Raw genomic sequence first — 2,731 nt, 5'->3', positions numbered from 1 at the left:
TAGAGAATTGGATGATGCCGTCGCTGCCGGCGTCGGCGAAGCCTTTGACCGCGGCGTTGATGGTCTCCGAGGAGGTGCAGTTGATCGCCGGGAAGGCATACGAGTTCTCCTTGGCACGTCTCAGCATCTCGGCGTAAACCTCGGATGTTGCGATAGGCATAGCAGCTTCCTCCTGGCGAATGCGATGTGGTCCCAGTATGCCGTTGCCACCGAGTGTGTTGTAGTAACACGCTCGTGCGGCCTCCCCTTGCGGGGTTTGGGTTCTGGCTTCACCGCCCACGGCCGCCGCTTGCGCGAACCGGTCTTACCTGGGCTCGCCAGGCCAGCGGTCTGCGCTGGTCTGGCCCGGCGTCTCCAGCGCTGCCGCTGGAACTGCTGACGAACGGCGCCGTGGTCCCGACTGGACCACAACTGGCATATCCCGGCCAGTTACGGGGATTAAGTTATGCGGCCACCCTATCCTCGCCCTACGACAAGCAATGCTCCAACACACCAAAGTGCACTCGAAGCACACCCAAGGTACAACGGTTGCCTGCCCCCACTATCCCAAGGCTGCGGTCGCGTTAACCGGCCCACCGGACCACCGCCGGTATGTTAGAGCGTCATGAGCACCACCAGCACCACCGTGGCCGCCACCGTCGCCCTGCCCGACCTGGTCGACCCGCGGTACTGGATCGGCCCGCAGGGCTTGTTCGCGTCCGCGGTGCTGCCCACCATCCTGGTCATCGTCTTCACCGAGACGGGCCTGCTGTTCCCGCTGCTGCCCGGCGAGTCACTGCTGGTCACCGGTGGCCTGCTGGCCGCCGACGGCACCCTCGACATCCGGATGCTGGCGCCAGCCGTCGCGATCGTCGCGGTGCTGGGCGATCAGACCGGATATTTCATCGGGCGCCGGATCGGGCCGGCGCTCTTCAAGAAGGAAGACTCGCACTTCTTCAAGAGGCACTACGTGACCGAGTCGCACGCATTCTTCGAAAAATACGGACCGGTGGCGATCATCCTGGCGCGGTTCGTGCCGTTCGCTCGGACGTTCGTGCCGGTGATCGCCGGAGTGTCCTACATGCGCTATCCGGTGTACCTGGGTTTCGACATCGTCGGCGGCCTCCTCTGGGGCGGGGGGATGACGCTGGCCGGCTACTTCCTGGGCACCAAGGTGCCTGGCATCACCGACCACCTCGAGCCGATCATCCTGGGCGTCCTGATCGTGTCACTGTTGCCGGCCCTGTTCTCCGCGGGCAGGGTGTATCTGGCCCGGCGGCGCAGCCGTGACAGTGACACCGAAGACACCGAAGACACCGAAGCGCGGCCCGGACCGGGGCCTCAACCCGAGCAGGCGGCCTGAGCTATCTGCTGCGTACGCCGGCTGTGACGCTATGGGCGGCCTCCATCAGCATCCAGCCGGACAGCTGCACCGACAGGTCGCGTTCGGGCACCTCGGCCGCCGCACCGTCGGCGTCGGGCAACTCGGCGGCGCGGTCCCAGAAAGCGCCGAACAGCGGCAGTCCGTCCACCGTCTGCCGGTACTCCCACGCCGATCTCGCCGACGACAGCACCACGGCTCGGGCAGCGTCGCGCGCCGCGGCGGCCCCAGCGTCCTGGGCGGCAGCACCCGGCAGCGCGGTGGCGACCAGCGCCAGGTAGCGGGCGGTGATCCCGGCGAACAAGCCGCCGTCGCCACCACCGCCGCCCTTGAGCACCCCATCCGGCGCCATGTGCTTGGCGACCGCGGCGACCAGGCGCTGTACCCGGGCGGCGTGCCGTCCGCCGGCCTGCCGGCCGGTGCGAATGGCCAACTCGGTTTCCAACCCGAGCACCACGCCCTGACAGTAGGGGTACTCTGCTCGCACCAGCGAACCGGCCTTGATGCCGTCGAACACCAGATACGTCTGCGGGTCGATCAGGGTTGCGTCGATCCAGTCGGCCATCTGCTCGGCCCGTCTCGACCGGCCACCATAGCGGGCGAGGAAGATCCCGGCGGGCCCGTTGGCCGGGGCGTTGAAGAACTGGTCCTGCTTGCGCCACGGGATGCCGCCGCCGTCCTCGGGCACCCACGCGGTGACGAGCTGGTCGGCCAGTGTGTCCAACGCGCGGTGCCGGTCGATGCGGGTCACGCGGCTGGCCCGCTCGATGGCCAGGGCCAGCCACGCCATGTCGTCGTAGTAGTCGTTCACCCACGATCCGCCGTTGCGGATCCGCTGTGACCGGATCTGCCGCTTGATCCGGGCCACCCGCTCCGGCCGCGGATCGCGCAGCTGCGCATCGACCAGGCAGTCCAGTAGGTGCGCCTGCCACCAGTAGTGCCAGTGCCGTGGTCGGCGGCGCGGCGCCGGCGGCCAGGCCACCACCCCGAGCTGAGTGCCCGGCAGATGCCAGAGCCGTTTCAGGTGTCGTACGGCGACCGCGGCTTCGGCGCTGGCCGCCCGGTTCACCCACACCTGGTCCATACGCCTAGATCCCGCCTTACCTCCGACCGGGCGAAAACGAGCGATCGTGGTGTGAACGGGCCCGCAACGGCACATCCGAGCTACAGGCCTTCTCGATCGCCCGCGAGGAACGCATCCCCATGCAGTAGGCATACAGCATCAGCGCCACCATCATCGACGGCCCATGCGACGACCACACCCATCGGTGCGATAGTCGACGTAGAACGCCGACAAATTCATCTGCTCGACCGCGCCGCAGACGAACCAGGCCAGATGATTCTCATCGAGTCACTCAGTCAACGACACCG

General features: G+C 67.4%; 4 protein-coding genes. 1 reads left to right on the top strand and 3 read right to left on the bottom strand.

Features of this window, described 5'->3' with window-relative positions; translation table 11 throughout:
* Nucleotides 1–160, bottom strand: a 160-nt coding sequence (locus AC2VON_RS17495; RefSeq protein ID WP_486954084.1) for a class II fructose-bisphosphate aldolase, incomplete at its 3' end; no start/stop codon positions are given.
* A gap of 444 nt (nucleotides 161–604) precedes the next feature.
* On the opposite strand from AC2VON_RS17495, the gene AC2VON_RS17490 reads away from it, so the two are divergent.
* A complete protein-coding gene (locus tag AC2VON_RS17490) occupies nucleotides 605–1,342 on the top strand; it encodes a DedA family protein (protein ID WP_486954083.1) in 738 nt (245 codons plus the stop codon).
* Between the two features lies 1 nt (nucleotide 1,343).
* On the opposite strand, the gene AC2VON_RS17485 is transcribed toward AC2VON_RS17490, so the two are convergent.
* Together AC2VON_RS17485 and AC2VON_RS17480 are read right to left on the bottom strand one after the other, a co-directional pair.
* Nucleotides 1,344–2,444, bottom strand: a complete 1,101-nt coding sequence (locus AC2VON_RS17485) for a glycoside hydrolase family 76 protein (protein WP_486954082.1) — start codon at nucleotides 2,442–2,444, stop codon at nucleotides 1,344–1,346.
* 16 nt (nucleotides 2,445–2,460) lie between these two features.
* Complete coding sequence (locus AC2VON_RS17480; RefSeq protein ID WP_486954081.1) at nucleotides 2,461–2,622, bottom strand: transposase; 162 nt, start codon at nucleotides 2,620–2,622, stop codon at nucleotides 2,461–2,463.
* Between the last annotated feature and the right edge of the window lie 109 nt (nucleotides 2,623–2,731).

The sequence above is a fragment of the Mycobacterium sp. TH-M82 genome (genome assembly GCF_057473605.1).
Note: the sequence above shows the minus strand (reverse complement) of the source record. Positions and strands in the feature narration are given on the sequence as shown.